This is a genomic window from Streptomyces sp. OZ13 (assembly GCF_052068155.1).
In the GTDB taxonomy this organism is placed as follows: domain Bacteria; phylum Actinomycetota; class Actinomycetes; order Streptomycetales; family Streptomycetaceae; genus Streptomyces.
The window spans coordinates 79,329-102,387 of sequence record NZ_JBQHCZ010000005.1 but is presented as its reverse complement, the minus strand read 5'-3'; the positions used below and the strand labels follow the sequence as shown (position 1 = coordinate 102,387).

Genomic DNA, 23,059 nt, shown 5'->3' with positions numbered 1-23,059 from the left:
ATCAATGGTGTGAGGACGCGGGAGGGGACCCTCGAGCGGGGTCCGGAGGGGGGCCGCCTCGTCGATGCCGAGGGCGCGGTGATCGCCCGCGTGCGCGCCGGAGAGCCGGAGGCGTACGCGGAGCTGGTCCGCGCGCACACGGCGGTCGCGCTGCGGGCGGCGGTGGCCTTCGGAGCGGGCGCGGACGCGGAGGACGTGGTGCAGAGCTCGTTCCTCAAGGCGTATCAGGCGCTGGGGCGCTTCCGGGAAGGGGCGGCGTTCAGGCCGTGGCTGCTCCGGATCGTCGCCAATGAGACGAGGAACACAGTGCGTTCGGCGGTGCGGCTGCGGGCGGTCGCCGGCCGGGAGGCACTGCTGCTGGGACCCGAGCCGCTGATACCCGAGTCGGCCGATCCGGCGCTGGCCGCCGTCGCGCGGGAGCGGCGCGGGGTGCTGCTCGCGGCCCTGGCCGAGCTGACGGAGGAGCAGCGACAGGTCGTCACCTACCGCTATCTGCTGGAGATGGACGAGGCGGAGACGGCGGAAGCTATCGGCTGCCCGCGGGGCACGGTCAAGTCCCGGCTGAACCGCGCCCTGGCACGGCTGGGGCAGCTGATAAGCGGTGAGGGAGGTGAGGGGCATGGCTGACGGGGCCGAGGAGCGACGCGAGGAGCGGGGCGTGGGCGCCGGTGAGGACCGCGCGGAGGCACCAGGGGCGCCGGCGCACGACGGGCAGGAGCGGCGCGAGAGAAGGCATGAGGGGCACGACGACGGGCGCGAGCAGCCCGGGTCGGCGCACGGCGGGCACGAGGAGTTGGCGGAGGAGCTGCGCGGGCTGGGGCGCGGTCTCCGCATCCCGGACGTGGACGGCGGGACCATGGCGGAACGGGTCCTGGCGCAGCTCCTCGCCGAGTCGGCCGCGACCCCGGCCACGCCGGAGGTGGTGGCGCTGAGCGGCCCGTGGGCCCCGGCCGTCACCCGCAGGCGGCGGGCGGTGCGGTGGCTGCGCCGGCGGTGGCGCGCGCTGTCGGTGGGCCTGTCCGGAGTGCTGGTCGTCCTGGTGCTGACCCCGCCCGTGCGGGCGGCTGTCGCCGACTGGTTCGGCTTCGGTGGGGTCGAGGTGCGCCACGACCCCACGGCCCGGCCGTCGAAGGCCTCGGCCGTGCCGTGGTGCGAGGACCCGGTCGGACTCGCGGAGGCGGGCCGGCGGGCCGGGTTCACGCCCAGGGTGCCCGGCGCGCTGGGCACCCCGGAGGCGGTCTCGGTGGCCGTGGGGCCGGAGGGGCGTTCGGTGGTGAGCCTGTGCTGGCGCGAGGACGGCAGGACGGTCCGGCTGGACGAGTTCCCGGCGCGGCTCGACATCGGCTTCGCCAAGCAGGCCAGGCTGATGCCGCAGTGGCTGATGCTGGGCGACGACGGGACGGGGACGGGCACGCCGGAGTCGACCGGGCTGTGGTTCTCCGAACCGCACCGGCTGCGCTTCATGATGATCGACGCCCACGGCGACGACTGGGTCCAGGCCGAGCGGACGGCGGGGCCGACGCTGCTGTGGACCACGGCCGACGCCGTGACCACGCTGCGCCTGGAGGGTGTGGCGTCGGTGCCGCGGGCGGAGGAGATCGCCGAGTCGGCCCTCTGACGGCCGCGCACGGTCCGCGAGCGCCACGGGACGGTGGTGCGGTGAACCGGTGGGCGCGTGGGCGCGTGGGTGCGTGGCCGCGTGGGCGCTTGGTCACGGGGTCGGGTGGTCGGTGAGACCGGCTCGAACGGCGAGATTGGCGAGTCCGCGAGATCCGCAATATCCGTCAAAGATTTCCCCGCCGGGACGGAACCTGAGGCGCTCGGGCGGTGTACCAGAGATGACGCGGGTGCGGAGGGTCCGGGCCGTGCGTCGGCTGGGGGAAGTATGCGACTGCTACGACGAGTTGCCGCACTGACGGTCCTGTTCGCGCTGACGTGGGTGTTCGCGCCCGTGGCCGCAGCCGGCGGGCCGACGAGCGTGTTCCTCACCTCTCCGGAGAGCGGCGAGACGGCCTCGCTGTACTACTCCGACAAGGAGTACGGGACGCTGACCGACTTGCTGGGGCCGACCGGTTCCGACGGCACGAAGGAGCGGCCGCCGTCCCTCGACATGGCGATGGGGACACGGCAGATCACGGTGACGTGGATGGTCCACGATGTGGATCCGTGGCGGGTCGACCGGCTGTATCCGGGCGAGGCGCGCGACACCGTGTGGATACACACCTCGACGGAGAGCGGCGGGGAGCAGGGGACCTGGCACACGGCGCAGCGGCCCGGCGAGCTGGTCGAGTTGCTCCGCGAGCTGGGACTGATGGGTGAGAAGTCGCCGTCCGGGGGTGGAGCCGCGGGATACCCGGCGCCTTGGGAGCAGGATGCCGGCGCGACGGAGGAGGCGTCGGCCGAGTCCCCCGCCACGCCGCCGGCCGAGGACCGGCCCCGGCCGGCGGCGGCGGCGACCGCCACGACCGGCTGGTGGTGGTCGATACCGGGCCTGGCGGCCGGCGCGGCCCTCGCTCTTCTCCTCAGTCGGCTGCTGCCGTCCTTCCCGCTCCGCCGTGGCACCGGCGACCCGGGGCCGCGCCAAGAACTACTGGACGCTTCCTAGCGACGCGGCGGCGCGTCGGGGCGGGGCCTCGTCGGCCCGGCCCGGCCCGGCGCCGCGTGGCCGGGGGGTGGCCCGGCCGGCGCGGCGCGAGGGTGGCCGGGCGCGGCCCGGCTTGCGACGGCTCAGGCAGAAAGGCCGGGTGCCGGATGCGCGGCCATCAGGTCGGCCACCTCGGCGCGAATCGTGGCGAGCTCGTCCTCGTCGCCCTTGCCGGCCGCGGTGACGCCCCGGTCGATCCACGCGGCGACGGCGGCCATGTGCTCCGTGCCGAGGCCACGGGAGGTCAGGGACGGCGTGCCGATGCGGATGCCGGACGGGTCGAACGGCTTCCGCGGGTCGTAAGGGACGGTGTTGTAGTTGACGACGATCCCGGCCCGGTCGAGCGCCTTGGCCGCCACCTTGCCGGGGACGTCCTTGGAGGTGAGGTCCATCAGGATCAGGTGGTTGTCGGTCCCGCCGGACACCAGGTCGAAACCACGCGCGAGCAGCGCCTCGGCGAGTGCCTTGGCGTTGGCGACCACCTGGGCGGCGTAATCACGGAAGGAGGGCTGCGCCGCCTCGTGGAGGGCAACGGCGATGGCGGCGGTGGTCTGGTTGTGGGGACCGCCCTGGAGCCCGGGGAACACCGCCTTGTCGATGGCCTTGGCGTGTTCCTCACGGGACATCAGCATCGCGCCGCGCGGCCCGCGGAGCGTCTTGTGGGTGGTGGTGGACACGACGTCGACATGCGGCACGGGCGAAGGATGGGCGCCCCCCGCGATCAGACCGGCGATGTGCGCGACGTCGGCGACGAGTACGGCGCCCGCCTCCCGGGCGATGTCCGCGAAGGCGGCGAAGTCGATGGTGCGGGGCAGCGCCGTGCCGCCGCTGAAGATGACCTTGGGCCGTTCCTTGAGGGCGAGCTCGCGCACCTCGTCGAAGTCGATGAGGCCGGTGTCCTGGCGTACGCCGTACTGGACGCCGCGGAACCACTTTCCGGTGGCCGAGACGCCCCAGCCGTGGGTGAGGTGGCCGCCCATGGGGAGAGCCATGCCCATCACGGTGTCACCGGGCTCGGCGAAGGCGAGATACACGGCGAGGTTGGCGGGCGAGCCGGAGTACGGCTGGACGTTGGCGTGCTCGACGCCGAAGAGCGACTTGGCGCGGGCGACGGCGAGCCGCTCGACCTGGTCGATGTTCTGCTGGCCCTCGTAGTACCGGCGGCCGGCGTAGCCCTCGCTGTACTTGTTCTGAAGCACCGTGCCGGAGGCCTCGAGCACGGCCTGGGAGACGTAGTTCTCGCTGGGGATGAGCCGCAGCGTCTCGGACTGGAGCTGCTCCTCCGCGCCCACGAGAGCGGCGAGCTCCGGGTCGGTCGTGGAGAGAGCGGGGTGAGAGAGGGGAAGGGTCATCGGAATGGTCCTCCGGGGCGATCCGTGGTCGTCGGTCGTGTTCCCGGGGTGCCCAGGCGGGGCGACACCTCGTGCGAAAGCCCGCGCACGGCTTCCTCGGGGTCGTTTCCCCGTACGCCAGTCGCCGCGCGTGCCGCCCACAGTAGCGGCCCGCCGGGCCGCCGCGCGGTGTCGTCCACACTGCGAGCCGCGGCCGGAGAGCGACGATGGAGGTGAGCGCCGGCCGCGCCGGCGCCGGAGGTCCGTCCCGACGATCGGAGGCCCCGTGCCGAGCTCGACATCCGCCCTCACCGCCGCGGAGGCGCACAGCGCGCACAACTACCACCCGCTGCCGGTCGTCGTCGCCTCGGCGGACGGCGCCTGGATGACGGATGTCGAGGGACGCCGCTTCCTCGACATGCTCGCCGGATACTCGGCCCTCAACTTCGGGCACACCAACCGCCGGCTCGTCGAGGCGGCGAAGGCGCAGCTGGAACGCGTGACGCTGACCTCGCGCGCCTTCCATCACGACCGGTTCGGGGAGTTCTGCGCCCAGCTCGCGGAGCTGTGCGGGATGGAGACGGTCCTGCCGATGAACACCGGTGCGGAGGCGGTGGAGACGGCCGTCAAGACCGCCCGGAAGTGGGGGTACCGGGTCAAGCGGGTGCCGGACAACATGGCCAAGATCGTGGTGGCGGCGAACAACTTCCACGGCCGGACGACCACGTTGATCAGTTTCTCGACCGACCCGGTGGCGCGGGCCGACCACGGCCCCTACACACCCGGGTTCGAGATCGTCCCGTACGGGGACCTGACCGCGATGGACGCGGCGGTCACCGAGAACACGGTGGCCGTGCTGCTGGAGCCGATCCAGGGCGAGGCCGGGGTGCTGGTGCCGCCGGCCGGGTATCTGCCGGGCGTCCGCGCGCTCACCCGCGAGCGGAACGTGCTGTTCGTCGCGGACGAGATCCAGTCCGGCCTGGGCCGTACGGGCAGGACGTTCGCCTGCGAGCACGAGGGCGTGGTGCCGGACATGTACGTGCTCGGCAAGGCGCTGGGCGGCGGTGTGGTCCCGGTGTCGGCGGTGGTGTCCTCGGCGGAGGTGCTCGGCGTCCATCGGCCGGGTGAGCACGGTTCGACGTTCGGCGGGAACCCGCTGGCGTGCGCCGTCGCGCTGGAGGTGATGGCGATGCTGCGCACCGGCGAGTTCCAGCGGCGGGCCACCGAGCTGGGTGAGCGTCTCCACCGGGAGTTGGGCCTGCTGGCCGCCGAGGGTGCGGTGACCGCCGTGCGGGGACGCGGGCTGTGGGCCGGTGTGGACGTCGCGCCGGACCGCGGCACCGGCCGGGATGTGTCGGAGAAACTGATGGATCGCGGTGTGCTGGTGAAGGAGACCCAGGGCGCCACGATCCGGATCGCTCCGCCGCTGGTGATCAGCGAGGAGGACCTGGACTGGGGCCTTGCCCAGCTCCGGGCGGTACTGACGGACCGACCCGCACACACGTCCGCGCCGACGACCTGACCGACCGGACCGCGCCGAGCCGGACCGCGCCGACGACCTGACCGACGGGCCTGGCCCGGCGGGAGCCCGGCCCGGCCCCGCGTACACGAGGCCGTGACGCGCCCGGCGGGGCGTGGCTCACGCCAGTGAGCGGCACAGCGCGTCGAGCGCGCCCGACCACGCGCTGTCCGGCGGGGTCGCGTATCCGACGACGAGCGCGTCGCCGCGCGGTGGAGCGTCCGGATGCCGGAAGCGGCCCATCGGCTCGACGGCCAGACCGTGCCAGGCCGCGGCCCGCACGGCGGACTGCTCGGTTCCGGGCGGCAGTTCGAGGACCGCGTGCAGCCCGGCGGCGATTCCGCTCACCCGGACGCCGGGGGCGCGCTCCGCCAACTGCCGCACCAGATGGTCGCGGCGGCGCCGGTAACGCAGCCGCATGCCCCGCACATGCCGGTCGTAGGCGCCGGACGCGATGAACTCGGCCAGGGTGAGCTGGTCGAGCGAGCTCGACGTCCACTCGACGCCGCCCTTGGCCGCGAGCACCTCCCCGACCAGGCTCTGGGGCAGCACCATCCACGCCAGCCGCAGTCCGGGCGCCAGGGACTTGCTCGCCGTTCCCATGTGGACGACGCGCTCCGGGTCGAGGCCCTGGAGCGCGCCGACGGGCCGGCGGTCGTAGCGGAACTCCCCGTCGTAGTCGTCCTCGAGGATCAGGCCGCCCGTCCTGCGGGCCCAGTCGACGGCCGCGGTCCGCCGGTCCGGGTGCAGCGGCATCCCGACGGGGAACTGGTGGGCGGGCGTCATCAGCACCGCGCCGACGCCCCGTAGCCCGCCCTCGCCCAACCCGGCCGGGTCGGTGCCGAGTTCGTCGAAGGGGAGGGCCGGGATGCGCAGTCCCGCCTCGGTCAGCACGTTGCGGTGCTCGTCCAGTCCGTACGACTCGACCGCCACCTCCCTGACCCGGCGCTGCCGCAGCACCTTGCCCATCAGCATGAGCCCGTGCACGAAACCGGAGCAGATCACGATGCGTTCGGGGTCCGCGTGCACGCCGCGCGCGCGGGCCAGGTAGTCGGCCAGCACGGTCCGCAACTCGACGCGTCCGCGCGGGTCTCCGTAACCGAAGGCCTCGTGGGGAGCGGCGTCCAGCGCCCGGCGGGCCGCCTTGAGCCACTCCGCACGGGGGAAGGACGCGAGATCGGGGCTGCCGGGCAGCAGGTTGTAGGCGGGCCGGCCGCGGGCCGGACGGGTGCTCGCCGTGCCGGGTGCGGTCTTGCGGGGCGCGGAGCGGCGGGCCACCCGGGTGCCGGATCCCTGCCGTGCGGTGAGCCAGCCTTCCGCGACCAGTTCCGCGTAGGCGTCGGCGACCGTGTTGCGGGCGATGCCCAGGTCGGCGGCGAGCGAGCGGGACGACGGCAGCCGGGTTCCCGGTGCGAGCCTGCCGGTGCGGGCGGCCTCCCGCAGCGCGTCCGTCAGGCCCTGCCTCAGCCTCGGTCCGCGTACCTCGAGGTGGAGGTCCGTACCGGAAGTGGACCAGGATTCCGTCATGAAAATGGACCATACCGTTGCGCCACCGAGCCTCTAGGGTCGAGCCCATGACGACCACGAACGAGATCAACGCCCCGGAGCACACCCCCCGCCTGGCCATGATGGAGCTGGCTCCCGACGTCTACAAGGCCATGGTCAAGCTCGACCAGGCCGCCCGCCGGCACCTCGACCCGGTGCTGCTGGAGCTGGTGAAGATCCGCGCCTCGCAGATCAACCACTGCGCGTTCTGCCTCGACATGCACAGCAAGGACGCGCTCGCGGCCGGCGAGTCGGTGGAGCGGATCGTGCAGCTCAGCGCCTGGGACGAGTCGCGGCACTTCTACACGGAGAAGGAGATCGCAGCGATCGAGCTGACCGAGGCGGTCACCGTGCTCACCGACGGTTTCGTGCCCGACGAGGTCTTCGAGAAGGCAGCCAAGCACTTCGAGGAGACCGAGCTGGCCCATCTCGTCGCGGCCATCACTGTCATCAACGCCTGGAACCGCTTCGGCGTGACCGCCCGCCTGGTTCCCGGCCACTACACGCCCGGTTCGCTGAAGCACTGACGGGGACGCGATGACCGCGACAGCGGGGGCGTTCCGCGCCCTGCACCACGGCCGGGAGGCCGCAGACCCGCTCGTACTGCCGGGACCGTGGGACGCGGCGAGCGCCCGCGCCTTCGCCGACGCCGGCTTCCCCGCCCTGGCGACGCCGAGCGCGGGCGTGTCGGCGTCCCTCGGCCACGAGGACGGCGAGACGCCCGCGGACGAGATGTTCGCGGCCGTCGCCCGCATCGCACGTGCCGTCGACGTCCCCGTGAGCGCCGATGTCGAGGACGGCTACGGCCTGCCGCCGAAGGAGCTGGTGGCGCGGCTCCTGGAGGCGGGCGCGGTCGGCTGCAACCTGGAGGACACGGACCGCTCGACGAAGCGGCTGAAAGACCCGCGGGCGCACGCCGACTGGCTGGCCGAGGTCCGTGCGGAGGCGGGTGACGAGCTGTTCGTGAACGCCCGCGTCGACACGTTCCTGCGCGGGGTGGACGATCCCGAGCAGGCCGTGGCCCGCATCCGGCTGTATGTCGAGGCGGGCGCCGACTGCGTCTACCCGATCACCGTGCCCTCGGCGCGACTGCCGCTGCTGCGTGCCGCCACCGACGCACCGATCAACGTGTCCGCGCCCGCGTCGGACCCGCCGCTGGCCGAACTCGGCCGGCTGGGCGCGACCCGGATCACCTTCGGCCCCGGTCTGCACCGGCGGGCACAGGCGGTGGTGGCGGAGATCGCCCGCGAGTTGTACGGGCGGGGTCCGGCCAAGCTCTGAAGACGCTCAACTCCGGTTGCTCCCGGCCGTTCCCGGGAGACGATCACCTCATGCTCGGACTCACGAAGAAGGAACTGTCGGTGGTGGTGCTGCGCGACGCGGAAGGCATCGAGGCCGCCCTCCACGCCGCGCTGGAGCAGGCCGCGCCGGAGGAACGGCCGGGGCTGGAGCGCGCCCTGGCCGTCGTCGCGGAGGCGTCCGCGGCGACGGACGAGGAGCTGCGGGCCCGCTGGGTGGGGCAGCGGATGGACGCGGCGGGGGTGCGCGGCCCGGCGGACTCGGTCGAGGCGATCAAGGCGCTGCGCGAGGCCGCTCCCGGCCTCAGCCTCCTGTCGGCGGTGCAGCTGGCGAAGTCCGCGGAGTCCGTGCGCCGGAGCGCGTGAGAAGGCGCGGTGCCCCGCCGGCCGTCGGGCCGGCGGGGCACCGGACGCGGTCCGCCCGTGCGGGCGGGACCGCGGGTGTCACTTCTTCGGCAGCCACTGCTTCCAGGTCGCCTCGTTGGCCTTGACCCACTTCTCGGCCGCCGCCTCGGGGCTCATCTTCGCCCCGGCGATCATCTGCGCGACCTCGTTCTGCTGCTCGGTCGTCCACTTGAAGTTCTTCAGGAACTCGGCCGCCTCGCCGCCGTTCTTGGCGAAGTCCGCGTTGAGGAACTTCTGCAGCGGTGTGTTCGGGTAGGCGCACGCGATCTTCTTCGGGTCGGCGTCGCAGCCCTCCTTGTACTCGGGCAGCTTCACCTCGACGAGGTCGACCTGCGCGTTCAGCCACTGCGGGGTCCACCAGTACGTCAGGAAGGGCTTCTTCTCCTTCACGTACTTCTGGATGGCCGTGATCTGCGCCGCCTCGGAACCGGCGTAGTTGGTCTTCAGGTTCAGCCCGAGGTTCTTGATGATCGCGTCGTCGTTGGTGACGTAGTCGGGCGAACCCTCGAGGAGTTCACCCTTGCCGCCGCTCTCCGCGGTGGCGAGCTCCTTGGCGTACTTGTCGAGGTTCTTCCAGTCCGTCACATCGGGGTGCTTGTCGGCGAAGTACTTCGGCACGAACCAGCCGATGTGGCCTTCGACACCGAGGTCACCGCCCTTCACGACGGTCTTGCGGTCCTCGACGTACTGCTTCTCCTCCTTGGGGTGACCCCAGTCCTCCATGATCGCGTCGATGTCGCCCTTGGAGAGGGCGTCCCAGGCGAGCACTTCACCCATCTGCTGGGTCTTGACCTTGTAGCCGAGCTCCTCCTCCAGGATGTGGGACGCGACGGCCGTGTTGGCCTGCGCGCCGACCCAGGAGGGGACGGTCAGCTTCACGGTCTTCTCGCCGCCGGCCGCGTCCTGGCTCTTGCCGGTCTCCGCGGCGCTGCACGCGCTCAGGGAGAGCGCGCCGAGGGCGGCGGCGACGGCGACGGTGCGGAGGGTTCTGGTGCGGTTCATGGTGGTGCTCCTGCTGTGAGTGAGGGAGGTGAGTGGTACGGGGCGGGCGCAGGCGCCGGAGTGCGGCGCGGGGCCGTTCAGCCGCGCTTGCGGGCCGGTTGAGTGATCCGGTCCAGTACGAGGCCGAGGCAGACGATCGCGACTCCGGCCGTCATTCCGAGACCCATCTCGCCGCGGGAGAGACCCTTGACGACGTCGTAGCCGAGGGCCCCGCCGCCGACGAGCGCGCCGACGACGACCACGGCCAGGACCAGTACGACCCCCTGGTTGACGGCGAGCTGGAGCGCGGGGCGGGCGAGCGGCAGCTGGACCCTGAGCAGTTGCTGCCGGGTGGACGCGCCGAGCGACCTGGACGCCTCCAGTGCCGCGGGGTCGACCTCGCGCAGGCCCTGGGCGGTGATGCGGACCACCGCGGGCAGCGCGTACACGACGGCCGCGACGATCGCGGAGACGCGGGCGACTCCGAAGAGGGCGACCACCGGAATGAGGTAGACGAACTGCGGCATCGTCTGCATGGCGTCGAGCACCGGCCGCAGCCAGCGTTCCAGTCGTCCCGCGCGGGCGCAGACGATGCCCGCGAGCACGCCGAGGACGAGGGTGACGACGAGCGCCGCGAGTACCTGGGAGAGCGTGTCGAGGGACTTCGTCCACACGCCGAGCACGCCGATCGCGGCCATGGCGAGCGTGGCGGTCAGTGCCGTCATCCAGGTGCCGACGAGCCAGGCCAGGGCGGCGACCAGCAGCAGCACCGCCCACCACGGCAGCGCGGTCAGGCCGTCCCTCATGGGGTTGAGGACCCACAGGGTGAAGTGCTCGGACCATGTCTCCGTGCCGCCGAGCACCGGGATGCCGGACGACAGGTTCTCGGTGATCCAGACCTGGGCCTTGTTGACGGGCGTGGAGATGGCGAACGTCCAGCCCTCCGGCCACGCCGTGCCGGCCACGAAGCGCAGCAGCACGGCCGCGACGACGCCGCCGCCCGCCAGCGCCCAGGCGGAGCGGCCGTGCAGCAGGCCGCCACCGGGTGTGCTCCGGCCGATCCGGTCGCCGGCGGCGGCGGTCGTACGGTCGAGCCAGACGGCGATCAGCACGATGGGGATGCCGGCGGCGAGCGCCTTGCCCACGTCCACGGTGGACAGGGCCGAGTAGACCTCCTCGCCGAGGCCGCCCGCGCCGACGAGCGCGGCGATGACGACCATCGAGAGCGCCATCATGATCGTCTGGTTGAGGCCGAGGAGCATCTGCCGGCGGGCCAGCGGCAGCCGGGCCGTGCGCAGCCGCTGCCAGGGGCTCGCCCCGAGCGACGTGACGGCCTCGAGCACCGCGGGGTCGGCGCCGCGCAGACCGAGCGTGGTCAGGCGCGCCATCGGCGGGGCAGCGTAGATGACGGTGCAGAACAGGGCTGCGGGCGTGCCGGTGCCGAAGACCAGCACGAACGGCAGCAGGTAGGCGAAGGCCGGCAGCACCTGCATGGTGTCGAGCACCGGCCGCAGCAGGCGGTCGACCCGGTCGGAGAGCCCCGCGGCCAGTCCGATGACCACGCCCAGCAGCGCGGCGCAGGTCACCGCCACCACCATCAGGGCGATGGTGAGCAGGGTGGCGTCCCACATGCCGAGCAGCCCGCACACGGCGAACGCGCCGAAGGCCGTCGCCGCGACCTTGACACCGCTGCGGCCGAGCCCGGCCGCGCGCCAGGCGAACAGCACGCCGGCGGCGAACACACCGGTCCAGCCCATCGTGTCGAGCACGGTGTAGACGCCGCTGACGGCATCGGTGGCCGTGTTGGACAGGTGCAGCAGGAAGTAGAGGAACAGGGGGTGGCTGTCCCGGTTGTCGATGACCCACTTGTTGGCGTCGTCGAGCGGACCGGAGATGTCGACGCTCAGCGCGCCGGGCCACGGGCCGCTGCCCCACACGACCGCCGAGAGCGGTACGAGGACGGCCGCGAGCGCGGCGATCACCAGCAGCTTGCCCTTGACGGGATGACGCATCAGGTCCTGGAAGGACCCTCCCGTGGCGGGACGGCCGGCCTTTCCGGGCGCCTTCGTCTTCTCGGGTGCCGTGTCGGGAGCGTTGTCAGGAGTCTTGCCGGAAGCGGGAGTGGTGACGGCTGCGGTCATCGCGGCCACCGCCCCTCGGCCGCCCGGTGGAGGCACGTACGCGTGGTGCGTGTCATGCGGCCACCGCCTTGCCGCCGGGCACGCCGGCGACCACGCCGAGCAGCGCCGCGTGGTCCACCACCCCGAGGCACCTGCCGTCCTCGACGACGCGCGCGGTCTCGCCGGTGCGGGCGACGGCCTCGATGGCCTCGAAGACGGTCGCCCCGGGGGCGAGCGCCGGGCCGGCCTCCGCCTCCGCCGCCAGGGCGGGACGCATGGCCGTCCGCACGGTCATGACCTGCTCGCGCGGCACATCGCGGACGAAGTCGCGCACGTACTCGTCGGCCGGCTCGCCGACGATCTCCTCGGGGGTGCCGAGCTGGACGATTCGGCCGTCGCGCATCAGCGCGATCCGGTCGCCGATCTTGAGCGCCTCGCTGAGGTCGTGCGTGATGAAGACCATGGTGCGGCCCTCCTCGCGGTGCAGCCGCACGACCTCCTCCTGCATGTCGCGGCGGATCAGCGGGTCCAGCGCGCTGAACGGCTCGTCGAACAGCAGGACTTCGGGGTCGACCGCCAGCGCCCGCGCCAGGCCGACGCGCTGCTGCTGGCCGCCGGACAGCTGGCCCGGTCGGCGGGACTCCATGCCCTCGAGGCCGACCTTGGTGACGAACTCCGCCGCCCGTTCCCGGCGTTCCGCACGGCCGACGCCCTGGATCTCGAGTCCGTAGGCGACGTTGTCGAGCACCGAGCGGTGCGGCAGCAGCCCGAAGTGCTGGAACACCATGGACGCGCGGTGACGGCGCAGTTCGCGCAGCCGTCCGGCGTCCATCGACATGACGTCCTCGCCGTCGATGGAGATGGCGCCCGACGTCGGCTCGATCAGCCGGGTGAGGCAGCGCACCAGCGTCGACTTGCCGGAGCCGGACAGGCCCATGACGACGAAGACCTCGCCCTTGCGGACGTCGAAGGAGACGTCACGCACGGCGGCGGTGCAGCCGGTGCGCTCCCGCAGGGCGGCGGCGTCGAGGGCCCCCAGCTCGGGGTCGGCGGGCACCCGGCCCGCCTTCGGGCCGAAGACCTTCCACAGGTCGCGTACGGAGAACACAGGTGTCGGCGGCGTACTCATCAGGCATTACCTCCCAGCAGGTCCGCGCATTTCTCCCCGATCATCAAGACGGTGATCATCGGGTTGACGGCCGTCATCGTCGGGAAGACGGACGCGTCGGCGATCCGGACGCCGGTGAGGCCGCGGATCTTCAGATCGGGGTCGACGACGGCGAGTTCGTCGTCGGCCGCACCCATCCGGCAGGTACCGGCGGGGTGGTAGACGGTGTGCGCGACCTTGCGCGCGTACTCGCTGATCTCCTCGTCGGAGGTGACCTCGGGGCCCGGGCAGACCTCCCGCTTCAGCCAGCCCGCCAGCGGCTCCTGCTTCGCGATCTCACGCGCGATCCGGATGCCGTCGACGAGCGTTCGGCCGTCGTAGTCGTCCTCGTCGGTGAAGTACCGGAAGTCGAGGGCGGGTTTGACCTCGGGGTCGGCGCTGGTCAGGTACAGGCGGCCGCGGCTGCGGGGCTTGGGGATGTTGGGGGTCATCGACACGCCGTGCGCGGGGCGTTCGTAGCCGAGGCGCTCCGGGTTGTCGGTGAAGGGGATCTGATAGAAGTGGAACATCAGGTCGGGGCCCGCGGACGCGGGGTCGCGCCGTACGAACAGCCCGGCGTCGCTGTCCATCGCGGAGTTCTCCGGGATGGGCCCGTGGGTCTCCCAGACGATGACCGACTCGGGGTGGTCGAGCAGGTTCTCGCCGACGCCCGGCAGGTCGTGGACCACGGGTATGCCGAGCCTCTCCAGGTCGGCGCGCGGCCCGATGCCGGAGTGCATCAGCAGCCGGGGCGTGTCGACGGCGCCCGCGCAGACGAGCACCTCGCGGCGGGCCCGTACGGTCCGCTCCTCGCCGTCCTTGGCGCGTACGTGCACCCCGGTGGCGCGGGTGCCGTCCAGCTCCAGCCGGTACGCCCAGGTCTCCAGGGCGATGTGCAGGTTCGGCCGGTCGAGGAAGGGGTGGAGATAGGCGACGGACGCCGACGAGCGCTTGTTGTTCTCGGGGTGGTAGGCGAGGTCGAAGAAGCCGACGCCCTCGTGGAAGGGCTTCTCGTTGAAGCTCTCGATCCGCGGCACTTCGAGGGCGGTCCGAGCGGCGTCGACGAAGTCGCGGGCGATGGCGTTCCGGTCCGCCTCGTCGACGGGGACGATGTTGTTGCGCAGCTTGTGGAAGTACGGGTCCATGGCCGCGGCGTCCCAGCCCTTCGCACCGGCCCCGGCCCACTCGTCCCAGTCGGACGGCAGCGGCTTGAAGGCGATGAGGGTGTTGTGGGAGGAGCAGCCGCCGAGCACGCGGGCGCGGCTGTGGCGGATGTGCGAGTTGCCGCGCGGCTGTTCGGTGGTCGGGTAGTCGTAGTCGAGCTCACCGCCGAGCAGGCCCATCCAGCGCCGCAGGGTCAGCACGTCGTCGCGGCCGACGTCGCTCGGGCCGCCCTCGATGACGGCGACGGTCACGCCGGGGTCCTCGGTGAGCCGGGAGGCGATCACCGAACCGGCGGTGCCGCCGCCGACGACGACATAGTCGTACTCGTGAATGTGGTCGGTCATGGTGTGTTTCCCTGCCTCAGCCCGCGAACCAGCGCACGGGGCGCGGGGCGAGGTTCTGGTAGATGTGCTTCGCCTCGCGGTACTCGGCGAGGCCGGCGGGCCCCAGCTCACGGCCGGTGCCCGACTTGCCGAAGCCGCCCCACTCCGCCTGCGGCAGATAGGGGTGGAAGTCGTTGATCCAGACGGTGCCGTGCCGCATCAGCCGCGCCATCCGGCGTGCGCGTCCGGCGTCGGACGTCCAGACGGCGCCGGCGAGGCCGTATTCGGTGTCGTTGGCGAGGGCGAGTGCCTCTTCCTCCGTGCGGAAGGTCTCGACCGTCAGGACGGGGCCGAAGATCTCCTCGCGGATGACGCGCATGGAGCGGTGGCAGTGGTCGAGGACGGTGGGCCGGTAGAAGAAGCCCGGCCCCTCCGGCCGCTCGCCGCCCGCCCTCAGCACCGCGCCCTCGGCCAGCGCGGAGGCCACGAACTCCTCGGTCCTCGCGAGCTGCTGGGCGGAGACGAGGGGGCCGCACTCGACGCCCTCGTCGGTGCCGCGCCCGAGGCGGATCTTCTCGGCCCTGCGCGCGAGTTCGGCGACGAACCGCTCACGCAGCGACTCCTCGACGATGAGCCGCGAGCCCGCGGAGCAGACCTGCCCGCTGTGGATGAACGCGGCGTTGAGCGCCTGGTCGACGGCCGTGTCGAAGTCGTCGGGCGTGGTGCAGGCGTCGGCGAAGACCACGTTCGGGTTCTTGCCGCCGAGTTCGAGGGCGACCTTCTTGACGCTGTCGGCCGCGGCACGGGCGACCTTCGTGCCGCTGACGAGCCCGCCGGTGAAGGACACGAGGTCCACGTCGGGGTGTTCGGCCAGCCGGGCGCCGACGGGGTCGCCCGCGCCGGTGACGATGTTCGCGGCGCCGGGCGGCAGTCCCGCCTCGATCAGCAGCTCGATCAGGGCCACGGTGGTCAGCGGCGTGATCTCGCTGGGCTTGATCACCAGGGTGTTGCCCGCCGCGAGCGCGGGGGCGATCTTCCAGCTGGCCTGGAGCAGCGGATAGTTCCAGGGGGTGATCAGCGCGCAGACGCCGACGGGCTCGTGCACGACCACGCTGTGGATCTCGTCCGACCCGGCGTCGACGACACGGCCGCCGCTCTCGTTCATGACGAGGTCGGCGAAGTAGACGAAGGCGTCGCGTACGCAGTCGACGTCGACACGCCCCTCTTCGAGGGTCTTGCCCGCGTCCTGGCTCTCCAGCGCGCCGATCTTCTCCCGGTCCCGTTCGAGCAGGGCCGCGACGCGTCGGAGCAGCGCGGCCCGCTCCGCGACAGGGGTGCGCGGCCAGGTGCCGTCGTCGAATGCGGCCCGCGCGCAGGCGACAGCGTCATCTGTGTCGGCGATACCGCCCTCCGCCACGACGGCGAAGACGCTCCCGTCGACGGGGTCGATGATGTCGCGGGTGGCGCCGGAGAGCGCGAAACGCCACTCCCCGCCCACATGGATGGTCTGATGTACTGCCGACACGTCGCGTTATGGCCTTTCGTTCCCGTTTTGTCCTCCACCGGTCACACCCCGGCGATCTGGCCGCCTGCCCCCGGAACCAAGAACCATGCGGAACGGTTCACGGAACGTGACCCGGCTCACGAAGTGCCGGTGCCGCCCGGGCCCCGGGACCGCGGCGGGTCAACACGGGCATCACAGGGCGAATGTGACCGGGGTCACCGCCCGCCCGACGCCGTGATCGGTCGGCCTCGTAGGGTCAGGTACATGACCGCGAAGTTCAGTGATCCGTTCCTCAGCCTCACCGAGCAGCACGCCGCCTGGGGCGCGGAACAACTCGAGACGTTCAACGAGTTCATGCCGATCGGCGAGTGGAGTGCCGACCTCGGGCAGTGCCTGTACCGGCAGTCCGGCCGGGAACTGAGGATCTCGCTCCTCGGGACCTTCGACGTCAACGAGCATTCATGGCTGTGGGCCTGGGCCAACCCCGGCTTCGCCGGCTCGCCGGTGGTCGCGGCGGCGGAACGGCTCCGCGCGTACGGGCAGGCTCACGGCCTGAGCGAGTTCACCGAGGAGCTCGTCCCCCTCGCCGCCCACGACGACCCCCGCCGCGCCGTCGAGACCCTCGCGTTCACGGCGATGGGCGCGCTCGGCGCCGCCGGCTACATCGGCGTACAGGCGAGCGCCGACGGCCGCGCCTACATGGTGACGGACGATCCGCAGGTTCCCCGCGCCGAACCGGACGCCATCGCGATGCCGCGCGTCCTGCTCACCGGCGCGGGCCTCGTCGGCGGATCGGCACGCCGGGTCGTCTCCGGCTACTTCGGCCACCACGATCTTCCGCAACGCCGCACCGAGGACCGGATGAGCGCGGGTCTCCCCGACGGAGGCACGGTCGACGTCCTCTTCGACGATCTCGACCGGATAGCCTCCGTGCACGTCAACACGGGTGCGCCCGCGCCCGCTTGACGCGGACCAGCACGACGCACGGCGCACGACAACGGGGAGCATGAAGTGGGACCGATCACCGAGCTGGCGGAACGGCTCGTCGCCGCGGACACGGGCGGCTGGGGCACGGAGGGACTTCGGGCCATGGCCGCCTCGCTGGGCTGGACCTGGACCGAGGACGCCACAGGGCCCGTCCTCGGCACCGGCCCGGCGACCGGCGAGGCCCGGCCGATCCGGGCCGGGACGTACGAGGAGCGCTACACCAATGGTGAGGAGTACGTCGGGCTGGTGATCCCAGTGGGACGGCCGGAGCCCGATGACGCGGCCCAGGCGGCTGCCTTCGCGGCCGTGCGCGAGGAGCTGACCGCCGCACTCGGCAAGGCGCCGGTCATGGGCTCGCACGGCGAGATGGGTCCGTTCTTCACGAGCGGCCCCCTGTGGGGCAACCCGTTCCTGCGCTGGCGCGGCGAGCCGAACACGCTGGAGCTGCGCGCCGGGAAGAACGGTCCCGAGCTGGTGCTGCAGCCCACCGACCCGGCGGAGAACTGGTTCTGGCGCCAGGGGATCGGGGAGGAGCACTCGATCAGCGGGTACTTCGGCCACCGCCGTGACCCGGCCAACGCCGGCCTGAATTTCCCCGGCGGCTGGTCCGCCCGCAGCTGGGCGACGGTGACCTCGTCCCTGGCGGATTTCCTCGGCCCGCTGCCCGCCGAGACGGCCGCGCTCGGCGTCAGCATCGGCATGCCGGTCTACGGCCGCACGGAGAACGGCGCGCCGCTCCTCTTCGACATCGCCTGCGGCGAACGGCTCTCGATCGCCTGCTTCGCCGACGACGACGCCGCCGCGGCGGCCCTCGGCTGGGGCACGGTCGCCGATCACCCCGCCACCGCCGAGAGGTGGGACGACGACGACCCGGTCCGGCGCGTCGACGCCGGCGGCCCCGGCGAGCCCAAGGGCCGGGCGCTGGCGGAGATGCTGGTTGCCACGGCGAAGGCGGTCGGCGTGCGGGAGCCGGCCGGCCTGATCGTCGGCGGTGAGGGCACGTACGTGGGCGACTACCGCGTCACGTACTACGGTCTGGGCCTCGCCACGGGCTGAAGGCGGCGGTCGGCCGGCCGGAGTGCCACCGGGGGAACTGAGCGGCGGACCCGGCCGTCCCAATGATCAGACCACCCGATACAGAAGCGAACAAAGGGGGCCCGCATGGCGGTCACGCTGGGCGAGGAGATCATGCTGCTGTCGCTGGACGACGAGTCCGGTGCGGCGAAGGACCGGCAGTCCGCCGGATGGGCCGTGGCTGGGGGCATCCTGCTCGACCTGGTCATGGCCGGCCGGGTCTCGGTGGACGACGGCCGGGTGCGTGTCACGGACCAGGCCCCCACCGGTGTCCCCCTCCTCGACGGCCGCCTCGAGCAGCTCGCGGCCTGGGCGGGCCGCAGGCGCAGGCCCCCGAAGGTCACGGAGTGGCTGACGAAGGACCACTCCAAGGCCGTGACCGCCACGATCGAGAGCCTCCGCGAGCGCGGTCTCGTGGCGGAGGAGCAGCACAAGGTGCTGGGTCTCTTCCCGGTCAAGCGCTACCCGGAGGCGGACGGGGCCGCCGAGCGCGAGCTCCGCGAGCGCCTCACCGCCGTCGTCCTCGAAGGGAACGACCCCGACGACCGGACGGCGGGTCTGATCGCACTGATCCACTCGGCGAAGCTGCACCGCATCGCCTTCCCCGGCGTTCCGCGCAAGGAGCTCACCGCGCGGATGTCCGAGGTCTCCGAGGGCCAGTGGGCGGGTGACAGCCTCCGTAAGGCCATCCACGACATGCAGGCGGCGATGGTCGCGGTCACGGTGATGACGGCGGCCGCGGCGGCGGGCTGACGCCCCGACAGGTCCGCCACCGGCCCCGCACCGAACCGAAATCCGTTGTCCGCCGGCCCGGCACATGGCTAGCGTTCGATCTCATCGACGTGTAGCTCAGCAGCAGAGCGCCGGGCTCGGGACCCGGAGGGCGCGGGGGCGGAACCCGCCACGTCGGCTTATGAACGAGAACGCTGAGAAGCAGCCACTCATCGCAGCGCCGTCGTACGCGTCCGGGCAGTTGACGAAGGCCTTCACCACCGCGCTGACGCACCAGGACGCCGGGACACGCACCCGCGCGCAGCAACGGATGCGGCGCTGGCGTGACGTGCTCGACGGGATGGCCGACGGGCGGCTGCGGATCGGTTCCCGCACGCCGGTGGCCGGCTTCCCCGCCTGGGTGACCCCCGAGGTCGTCCACGGCGGCTTCGCGACCGGCAGCGCGGCCGCGGGCGGCCCCCTGCTGCCGTACGAGACGGAGGCCGCCCGCGAGGCAGGCGTGCCCGCCGACCGCAGGGCGCTGTTCGACCACTTCCTGACCGAGTCCGGCCTCGTCACTCTGTGGGACCTGCTGGACAGCGGGCGCTACTCGGTGGCCGTGCCGGAGGAGGCGGCGCTGCTCACGGTGGCGTGGCTGGTCCGCGCCGGCGAGGTGCCGCGGGCGCTCGAACTCGTCGGCGCCCTCGATCCGTTCGCGGGCCGGCTGCGGTTCCTGCCCCGGCCGTCGGACGTCCCTGGGCCGGACACCCTGGCCGTGCACCGCCGTACCGTCGCCGACGTCGGCCAGGCACTCGCCCGCCGCGGGACGAACACGGCGGTGGAGACCCAGCGGGAGGCGCTGACCGTTTGGCTGCCGTTCACGGACGAGCTGCTCGCGCACTGGCTGGAGACGACGGGACCGGGTGAGATCCCCGCGGACGGCGACTGGCTCGAGCGCGGTGCGGAGCTGCTGCGGCGTTACCGGCTGCTGGCACAGGAGCACACGCTCTGCGGCAAGCACCGCCGCCCCAAGGAGAACCTGGCGGTGCTGCGGGACGCGCTGGAGGAGGCCGTCGCCGGGCGGCCGCTGGAAGCCCGCCGGCTCGGCCTGCTGCGGCACGCCGTCACCTCCATGGTCCGCAAGCGCGGCACGCCCGGCTCCGAACGGCACACCGCCCTGCGTCACCGGCAGGCGGGCCAGGCGGCGCTGCCTTCGCACCACGCGCTCGCGCAGGTCGTGCTCAGCCGCCTCTCCGGTCTGCCCCAGCACGTCGGCGCGGCGGACGTCGCTCCGCTCGTCACCCCGGTGACGCAGCAGGAGCACAGGGAGACGGGCCTGCCCGCAGGCGCGGAGATCCCCGCGGCGATCCGTCAGGTCGTCGAGGCGGCGCTCAGCGCGCCGATCGGAACCCTCGTGGAACGCGGCGTGGTGCCGTCGGCCGAGGTGCTGGCCGAGCTCGTGCCGCAACTGGTCGCCGCGACCACGGCGCAGGCGTACGAGGACGAGTCGCTGCGCACACTGATGGCCGCGGTCTACCGGGCGTTCCGCAACCGGCGCTCCCTGCTGCTGCTCGACCTCGAGCGGCAGGTCCGGATCGAGGAGCTGCCCTGGGTACAGGCGGTGGCCGACCGGCGCGAGAGCGGGCCGGCCACCGAGGAACCCGCTCTGACCGCGCTGCGCCGACTCGGCGAGCTGGCCGTTCAGGCGTTCCCGGGCACGCTGCTGCCCAACCCGCTGGTACGCGAACTCGGCGTGCTCGCCCGCCAGGCGGACCTGGGCGCTGCGCTGGTGGAAGAGCTGGCCGCGGACATCTTCATGGGAACGTTCGGCCCGAAGTTCCTCCGGGCCGCCAGGGACGCCGCCGAGCTGCTGCGCGGCACGCTGTACGAGCGCTACTACGGGATCGACTACGCCGCCGTCCGCAACATGGCCGTCGTGGAGGCCGGCGAGGCGCTGACACGGTCGTACGGTGCACGGACCTCGCCCGGCTTCGCGAGGCTGTGCACGGAACTGGCCGGCCCCGGCGGGTACGGCTCGGTGGCGGCGAACGGGAAGATCATCGAGCAGGCGCAGATCCTCACCACCCACAATCTCGCGACGCTGGTGCTGCGCGCCGGGATCCTGCCGGAACCCGGCTGGGCGGATCTGGCATGCCGCTGCTTCCGCACCGTGTGCGTGCTGACTGCGCGGGTCCACGGCAACCCCCGCCCGCTGGGGACGATCAAGGACGCGGCGTACGCCTGGCGGCAGATGCTCTTCCACCTGTCGCTGTGCACGGCGGACGAACAGCAGCGGGTGCTCGGTCAGCTGGACGATGAAGCGGCTCGTCACCCTTGGCATGTCGCCGCCCGCCTCGCCCCGGCGCTCGCGGGGCTGCGTCTGGTCGTCGCGGGCGGGAGTTTCGACGGCGACGGCACGGCGGACGGCGGCCGGGCGCGGCGCCTGCTCGGCTGGAGCACCGACGGCCACTGGCTGCGGCCGGACCCGTCGCCGGGTGCGCGCCTCAACCCCGGCCACCTCTGAGCCGCCGGGCCGGGCAGCCGTCGCGCGTGCCTGGCCCGGCGGCCCGGCGCGGCGCCTGCTCGGCCGGAGCACCGGCAGCCACTGGCTGGGGCCGGAGTACCGGCATCCACTGGCTGCGGCGGACCCGTCGCCGGGTGCCTAGAGCCGGACCACCGCCGGCGGACCCCGCTGAGCCCCCGAGCCGGACCGCCGCTGGGCCTACGGGCCGGGCTCGCCGCTGGCGGGACTACTTCTGAGCCGCCGGGCCGGGCCACCGCCGGCAGAACCGCCGGGGTCCGGGCCCGGCAGCCGGTGACGGCGCCGGCCCGGTTGTGCGGCGGCTCACGCCGCCTTGCGGCCGCCGAACGCGGCAAGGGTGCGCTCCAGCGCGGGCATCGCGCGGACCGTACGCCGGGAGCGGATCAGCATGTCCCACGCGGGCTCGAACTTCTTCCACCCGCCCGCGTACGCGAGGTGCCGCATCCGCTCGTGCGGGCCGGGCTGGGCGGAGGCGCCGCGCCAGATGTTGGACCAGCGGTAGAAGTCGCGGTAGGCGCGCCAGTAGCCGTCCTCCAGTTGCCGGGGGGTCATGCCCTTGGGCCGGTAGACCACATGGCGGGTGTCGTACAGGTCCCAGTCGCGGTGCACGATGCGGTCCTCGGCCTCCATCTGCTTCCACAACCCCGTGGAGGGATACGGCGTCATGATGTGGAACGTCGCCGTCTCGATGCCCTGCTCGACCGCCCATTCCACCGTGCGGTCGAAGACGTCCGGGCCGTCCTGGTCGAGGCCGAAGACGAAGCTGGCGTTGACCATGACGCCCGCGTCATGGAGGCGGCGGACCGCCGCGCCGTAGTCCTTGCCGATGTTCTGGTTCTTGCGGCGCTCCGCCAGGTTCGCGTCGTTGACGGTCTCGAAGCCGACGAACAGGCTGCGCAGGCCCGCGTCGACCGCGCGCTCCAGAAGTCCCGGCTGGAGTACGGAGTTGACCGTGCCGGCCGCCTGCCACAGGCGGCCCATGCCCGACATACCGTCGAACAGGGCTTCCGCGAAGCGCCGGTTGCCCAGCAGGTGGTCGTCGAGGAAGTAGAGGTGGCGGCCGGGCAGCCGCTCGATCTCCGACAGGGCGTCGTCGACGGTCTGCGTGTAGAAGGACTTGCCGCCCTCGAAGAACGCGTCCTTGTAGCAGAAGTCGCAGTGGTGCGGGCACCCGCGCGAGACGACGATCGAGTTGGGCACGAGATACAGGTGACGCTTGATCAGGTCACGGCGCACGGGCGGGAGGCCGGCCAGGGTGCGCTGCGCCGTGGAGTCGTAGCGCCGGGCCGCCGCGCCGTCGCGGAAGTCCTTCAGGAACAGCGGCCACTGCTCCTCCCCCGGCCCGGTGAAAATGGTGTCCGCGTGCTGCGCGGCCTCGTCCGGCAGTGAGGTGACGTGGAGTCCGCCCACCGCCACATGCACGCCCCGCGCGCGGAAGTGGTCGGCTATCTCGTAACTGCGGCGCGCCGATGTGATGTACGGCTGGAGCACCAGCAGGTCGGGGCTGGGCAGGGACTCGATGTCGATGCGCTCGACGTGTTCGTCGTACAGCGTCACCTCGTCCGACTCGTCGAGGTACCCCGCGAGGGTCGCGAGACCGAGCGGCGGGAACAGCGAGTACTTGATGGGACGGAAGAGCGGACTGGTCGCTTCGGTCAGGGCCGGGAGGATCATCATCACGCGCATGACAGCCGAGACTGCGGAAACCGGTCCCGCAGTTCCCGCACACACGTGCGCCCCGGCAGCACGGGGCTGCCGGGGCGT

19 protein-coding genes, 1 tRNA gene and 1 riboswitch are annotated in these 23,059 nt (G+C 72.6%); of the genes, 12 read left to right on the top strand and 8 right to left on the bottom strand.

Features of this window, described 5'->3' with window-relative positions:
• The first annotated feature begins 9 nt into the window (after positions 1 to 9).
• From ACTMTU_RS13900 to ACTMTU_RS13890, 3 genes are all read left to right on the top strand, one after another.
• Positions 10 to 627 (top strand): RNA polymerase sigma factor, encoded by a 618-nt coding sequence (locus ACTMTU_RS13900; RefSeq protein WP_441263793.1) that lies wholly within the window; start codon positions 10 to 12, stop codon positions 625 to 627.
• Positions 620 to 1,618 (top strand): hypothetical protein, encoded by a 999-nt coding sequence (locus tag ACTMTU_RS13895; RefSeq protein ID WP_441263792.1) that lies wholly within the window; start codon positions 620 to 622, stop codon positions 1,616 to 1,618. Before ACTMTU_RS13900 ends, ACTMTU_RS13895 begins: the two co-directional genes overlap by 8 nt.
• Positions 1,619 to 1,885: 267 nt before the next feature.
• The gene (locus ACTMTU_RS13890) at positions 1,886 to 2,605 is read left to right on the top strand and encodes a hypothetical protein (protein WP_441263791.1); all 720 of its coding nucleotides are present in this window, start codon (positions 1,886 to 1,888) and stop codon (positions 2,603 to 2,605) included.
• A 122-nt stretch (positions 2,606 to 2,727) separates the two neighbouring features.
• On the opposite strand, the gene glyA is transcribed toward ACTMTU_RS13890, so the two are convergent.
• On the bottom strand, positions 2,728 to 3,996 hold the full coding sequence (gene glyA, locus ACTMTU_RS13885; RefSeq protein WP_441263790.1) for a serine hydroxymethyltransferase: 1,269 nt from the start codon (positions 3,994 to 3,996) through the stop codon (positions 2,728 to 2,730).
• A 43-nt stretch (positions 3,997 to 4,039) separates the two neighbouring features.
• Positions 4,040 to 4,131: riboswitch (ZMP/ZTP riboswitch) on the bottom strand.
• 130 nt (positions 4,132 to 4,261) lie between these two features.
• Here glyA and rocD point away from each other — a divergent pair.
• A complete protein-coding gene (rocD, locus tag ACTMTU_RS13880; RefSeq protein ID WP_441263789.1) occupies positions 4,262 to 5,497 on the top strand; it encodes an ornithine--oxo-acid transaminase in 1,236 nt (411 codons plus the stop codon).
• Positions 5,498 to 5,614: 117 nt separating this feature from the next.
• Here rocD and pdxR read toward each other — a convergent pair whose 3' ends face one another.
• Positions 5,615 to 7,021, bottom strand: a complete 1,407-nt coding sequence (gene pdxR, locus ACTMTU_RS13875; RefSeq protein WP_441263788.1) for a MocR-like pyridoxine biosynthesis transcription factor PdxR — start codon at positions 7,019 to 7,021, stop codon at positions 5,615 to 5,617.
• A gap of 47 nt (positions 7,022 to 7,068) precedes the next feature.
• Between pdxR and ACTMTU_RS13870 the strand changes: the two genes are divergently transcribed.
• From ACTMTU_RS13870 to ACTMTU_RS13860, 3 genes are read left to right on the top strand one after another with little or no spacing between them, the layout of a single operon-like run.
• The gene (locus ACTMTU_RS13870; protein ID WP_441263787.1) at positions 7,069 to 7,566 is read left to right on the top strand and encodes a carboxymuconolactone decarboxylase family protein; all 498 of its coding nucleotides are present in this window, start codon (positions 7,069 to 7,071) and stop codon (positions 7,564 to 7,566) included.
• Between the two features lie 10 nt (positions 7,567 to 7,576).
• The gene (locus ACTMTU_RS13865) at positions 7,577 to 8,320 is read left to right on the top strand and encodes an isocitrate lyase/PEP mutase family protein (protein ID WP_441263786.1); all 744 of its coding nucleotides are present in this window, start codon (positions 7,577 to 7,579) and stop codon (positions 8,318 to 8,320) included.
• Between the two features lie 50 nt (positions 8,321 to 8,370).
• A complete protein-coding gene (locus ACTMTU_RS13860) occupies positions 8,371 to 8,703 on the top strand; it encodes a hypothetical protein (RefSeq protein ID WP_441263785.1) in 333 nt (110 codons plus the stop codon).
• 78 nt (positions 8,704 to 8,781) lie between these two features.
• Here ACTMTU_RS13860 and ACTMTU_RS13855 read toward each other — a convergent pair whose 3' ends face one another.
• From ACTMTU_RS13855 to ACTMTU_RS13835, 5 genes are all read right to left on the bottom strand, one after another.
• Positions 8,782 to 9,744 carry an ABC transporter substrate-binding protein gene (locus tag ACTMTU_RS13855; protein ID WP_441263784.1) on the bottom strand — a complete coding sequence of 321 codons (963 nt, stop codon included), beginning with the start codon at positions 9,742 to 9,744 and terminating at the stop codon, positions 8,782 to 8,784.
• Positions 9,745 to 9,821: 77 nt separating this feature from the next.
• The gene (locus ACTMTU_RS13850; protein WP_441263783.1) at positions 9,822 to 11,864 is read right to left on the bottom strand and encodes an ABC transporter permease; all 2,043 of its coding nucleotides are present in this window, start codon (positions 11,862 to 11,864) and stop codon (positions 9,822 to 9,824) included.
• Positions 11,865 to 11,916: 52 nt separating this feature from the next.
• Complete coding sequence (locus ACTMTU_RS13845; RefSeq protein ID WP_441263782.1) at positions 11,917 to 12,972, bottom strand: quaternary amine ABC transporter ATP-binding protein; 1,056 nt, start codon at positions 12,970 to 12,972, stop codon at positions 11,917 to 11,919.
• Positions 12,972 to 14,498: a GMC family oxidoreductase gene (locus ACTMTU_RS13840; protein ID WP_441263781.1), complete on the bottom strand. Its 1,527-nt coding sequence runs from the start codon at positions 14,496 to 14,498 to the stop codon at positions 12,972 to 12,974. Before ACTMTU_RS13840 ends, ACTMTU_RS13845 begins: the two co-directional genes overlap by 1 nt.
• 16 nt (positions 14,499 to 14,514) lie before the next feature.
• Positions 14,515 to 16,002, bottom strand: coding sequence for an aldehyde dehydrogenase family protein (locus tag ACTMTU_RS13835; protein ID WP_441263780.1), 1,488 nt, complete (start codon positions 16,000 to 16,002; stop codon positions 14,515 to 14,517).
• Between the two features lie 243 nt (positions 16,003 to 16,245).
• Between ACTMTU_RS13835 and ACTMTU_RS13830 the strand changes: the two genes are divergently transcribed.
• From ACTMTU_RS13830 to ACTMTU_RS13810, 5 genes are all read left to right on the top strand, one after another.
• A complete protein-coding gene (locus ACTMTU_RS13830; RefSeq protein ID WP_441263779.1) occupies positions 16,246 to 16,947 on the top strand; it encodes a DUF6882 domain-containing protein in 702 nt (233 codons plus the stop codon).
• A 45-nt stretch (positions 16,948 to 16,992) separates the two neighbouring features.
• Positions 16,993 to 18,024 (top strand): hypothetical protein, encoded by a 1,032-nt coding sequence (locus ACTMTU_RS13825; RefSeq protein WP_441263778.1) that lies wholly within the window; start codon positions 16,993 to 16,995, stop codon positions 18,022 to 18,024.
• Between the two features lie 105 nt (positions 18,025 to 18,129).
• Complete coding sequence (locus ACTMTU_RS13820; protein WP_441263777.1) at positions 18,130 to 18,795, top strand: GOLPH3/VPS74 family protein; 666 nt, start codon at positions 18,130 to 18,132, stop codon at positions 18,793 to 18,795.
• A gap of 85 nt (positions 18,796 to 18,880) precedes the next feature.
• Positions 18,881 to 18,952 (top strand) — tRNA-Pro (locus ACTMTU_RS13815).
• 3 nt (positions 18,953 to 18,955) lie between these two features.
• Positions 18,956 to 21,277, top strand: coding sequence for a hypothetical protein (locus tag ACTMTU_RS13810; protein ID WP_441263776.1), 2,322 nt, complete (start codon positions 18,956 to 18,958; stop codon positions 21,275 to 21,277).
• Positions 21,278 to 21,598: 321 nt separating this feature from the next.
• Here ACTMTU_RS13810 and ACTMTU_RS13805 read toward each other — a convergent pair whose 3' ends face one another.
• Positions 21,599 to 22,981 carry a B12-binding domain-containing radical SAM protein gene (locus tag ACTMTU_RS13805; RefSeq protein ID WP_441263775.1) on the bottom strand — a complete coding sequence of 461 codons (1,383 nt, stop codon included), beginning with the start codon at positions 22,979 to 22,981 and terminating at the stop codon, positions 21,599 to 21,601.
• Positions 22,982 to 23,059 lie beyond the last annotated feature (78 nt).

Excerpts from the sequence above, each read along its gene's own strand:
- ACTMTU_RS13895 (WP_441263792.1), top strand. The coding sequence starts at position 620 with ATGGCTGACGGGGCCGAGGAGCGACGCGAGGAGCGGGGCGTGGGCGCC.
- ACTMTU_RS13890 (WP_441263791.1), top strand. The coding sequence starts at position 1,886 with ATGCGACTGCTACGACGAGTTGCCGCACTGACGGTCCTGTTCGCGCTG.
- glyA (WP_441263790.1), bottom strand. The coding sequence starts at position 3,996 with ATGACCCTTCCCCTCTCTCACCCCGCTCTCTCCACGACCGACCCGGAG.
- pdxR (WP_441263788.1), bottom strand. The coding sequence starts at position 7,021 with ATGACGGAATCCTGGTCCACTTCCGGTACGGACCTCCACCTCGAGGTA.
- ACTMTU_RS13870 (WP_441263787.1), top strand. The coding sequence starts at position 7,069 with ATGACGACCACGAACGAGATCAACGCCCCGGAGCACACCCCCCGCCTG.
- ACTMTU_RS13865 (WP_441263786.1), top strand. The coding sequence starts at position 7,577 with ATGACCGCGACAGCGGGGGCGTTCCGCGCCCTGCACCACGGCCGGGAG.
- ACTMTU_RS13860 (WP_441263785.1), top strand. The coding sequence starts at position 8,371 with ATGCTCGGACTCACGAAGAAGGAACTGTCGGTGGTGGTGCTGCGCGAC.
- ACTMTU_RS13855 (WP_441263784.1), bottom strand. The coding sequence starts at position 9,744 with ATGAACCGCACCAGAACCCTCCGCACCGTCGCCGTCGCCGCCGCCCTC.
- ACTMTU_RS13850 (WP_441263783.1), bottom strand. The coding sequence starts at position 11,864 with ATGACCGCAGCCGTCACCACTCCCGCTTCCGGCAAGACTCCTGACAAC.
- ACTMTU_RS13845 (WP_441263782.1), bottom strand. The coding sequence starts at position 12,972 with ATGAGTACGCCGCCGACACCTGTGTTCTCCGTACGCGACCTGTGGAAG.
- ACTMTU_RS13840 (WP_441263781.1), bottom strand. The coding sequence starts at position 14,498 with ATGACCGACCACATTCACGAGTACGACTATGTCGTCGTCGGCGGCGGC.
- ACTMTU_RS13830 (WP_441263779.1), top strand. The coding sequence starts at position 16,246 with ATGACCGCGAAGTTCAGTGATCCGTTCCTCAGCCTCACCGAGCAGCAC.
- ACTMTU_RS13820 (WP_441263777.1), top strand. The coding sequence starts at position 18,130 with ATGGCGGTCACGCTGGGCGAGGAGATCATGCTGCTGTCGCTGGACGAC.
- ACTMTU_RS13810 (WP_441263776.1), top strand. The coding sequence starts at position 18,956 with ATGAACGAGAACGCTGAGAAGCAGCCACTCATCGCAGCGCCGTCGTAC.
- ACTMTU_RS13805 (WP_441263775.1), bottom strand. The coding sequence starts at position 22,981 with ATGCGCGTGATGATGATCCTCCCGGCCCTGACCGAAGCGACCAGTCCG.